Here is a 1,682-nt window from a genome sequence, read left to right as displayed (position 1 = left end):
GAGCCCCCCGGACTCGGTCTGCTGCTCGACGAAGGCGACGCTCGAGCGTCCGGGCGCGGGCTCGACGTCTACGGCTCGGTTGCCGTCGACCGTTCGCACGGACACCCGGTCACCAGTGAGGAGGGTCACCGTCTGGCGCTCCGTCACCGCAGGATCGCCGGCCACCGCCCCGGGCCTCGGTGCAGGCGGCTCGTCGATCACCGGCCCCGCTCCCACGGACGCGGCCGCGAGGACCATCGTTATGCCCGTCGCGACCATGGTCGCGATACTTCGTCTTCCGCGCCTCACTTCGACCTCCGGCGGTAGGGGTGCCCGTCGCCCCCATGTGCCGGGCACTCTGAGTGATCATCACTGAGGAAGACCGGACCGAACGGAAAAAGGTTGCATTACGGCGCGGACTTTCTTTGCTGGCCGGTGACGCGGAGTGCACAGTGCACCCTCCACGCACCGCACCGGGGACGGGCCGAGCATGAGGATGCCTCGGAGTCGTAGAATCGCGGGGTTGTCCGTCCCCCCTATCAATAGCCGCGAAGACAGGTTGCGAGGAAGATGTCCGCGCCGAACAAGCAGTACGACCCGGTCGAGGTCACACCGCTCCATCCGGACGAGGTGGCACGGATGCGCGACGAAGCTCTAACTGCCGTCGCCGGAGCCCAGGATCTGGACCAGCTCAAGCAAGTCAGGCTGGCCCACGTGGGGGACCGCTCACCGCTTGCGCTGGCCAACCGCGAGATCGGTGCGCTGCCGCCGCAGGCTCGCAAGGACGCCGGCCAGCGCGTCGGCGCCGCGCGCCGCGAGGTGTCCGAGGCGATCGAGGAGCGCCAGCAGATTCTGGAGGTGGAGCGAGACGAACGGGTCCTCGTCGAGGAATCCGTGGATGTCACGCTGCCGTGGGACCGCTCGCCTCGCGGCGCCCGGCACCCCCTGACCACGATTCAGGAGCGCGTGGGCGACGTGTTCACCGCCATGGGCTGGGAGATAGCCGAAGGCCCCGAGGTGGAGGCCGAGTGGCTGAACTTCGACGCGCTGAACATCGGACCGGACCATCCCGCACGGACCATGCAGGACACGTTCTTCGTCGAGTCGGAGGACTCCGGCCTGGTGATGCGGACGCACACCTCGCCGGTGCAGGCGCGGACGATGCTGAGCCGCAAGCCGCCGATCTACGTGGTCTGTCCGGGGCGTACCTTCCGCACCGACGAGCTGGACGCCACCCACACGCCGGTGTTCAGCCAGGTAGAAGGGCTCGCGATCGACGAGGGCATCACGATGGGACACCTGAAGGGCACCCTTGACCACTTCGCCTCGGCGATGTTCGGGGACGGCATCACCACCCGGCTACGGCCCTCATACTTCCCGTTCACCGAACCGAGCGCCGAGATGGACCTGCAGTGCTTCGTCTGCCGCGGCGCATCCGTCGGCAACCCCGACCGGCCCTGCCGTACCTGCGGCTCGGAAGGGTGGATCGAGTGGGGCGGCTGCGGCGTGGTCAACCCGCGCGTGCTGATCGCCTGTGGGGTCGATCCGGACCGATACACCGGATTCGCCTTCGGGATGGGGCTGGAGCGGACCCTGATGTTCCGGCACGGCATCGAAGACATGCACGACATGGTCGAGGGCGACGTCCGCTTCGCCGCTGCGTTCGGGATGGAGATCTGATGCGTGTCCCCATGTCCTGGCTC

2 protein-coding genes are annotated in these 1,682 nt (G+C 68.1%); one reads left to right on the top strand and one right to left on the bottom strand.

Going from position 1 to position 1,682, the window contains the following annotated elements:
* Positions 1-258, bottom strand: a 258-nt coding sequence (locus tag ELR45_RS39255; RefSeq protein WP_205857352.1) for a hypothetical protein, incomplete at its 3' end; no start/stop codon positions are given.
* Between the two features lie 291 nt (positions 259-549).
* On the opposite strand from ELR45_RS39255, the gene pheS reads away from it, so the two are divergent.
* A complete protein-coding gene (pheS, locus tag ELR45_RS27075) occupies positions 550-1,659 on the top strand; it encodes a phenylalanine--tRNA ligase subunit alpha (RefSeq protein WP_129669111.1) in 1,110 nt (369 codons plus the stop codon).
* The last annotated feature ends 23 nt before the right edge of the window (positions 1,660-1,682 follow it).

The sequence above is a fragment of the Phytoactinopolyspora endophytica genome (assembly GCF_004138495.1).
Classification (GTDB): Bacteria; Actinomycetota; Actinomycetes; order Jiangellales; family Jiangellaceae; genus Phytoactinopolyspora; species Phytoactinopolyspora endophytica.
The sequence above is the reverse complement of the archived record's forward strand: the minus strand, read 5'-3'. Positions and strand labels throughout refer to the sequence as shown.

Coding starts and splice junctions, on each gene's coding strand:
- pheS (WP_129669111.1), top strand. CDS start 550: ATGTCCGCGCCGAACAAGCAGTACGACCCGGTCGAGGTCACACCGCTC.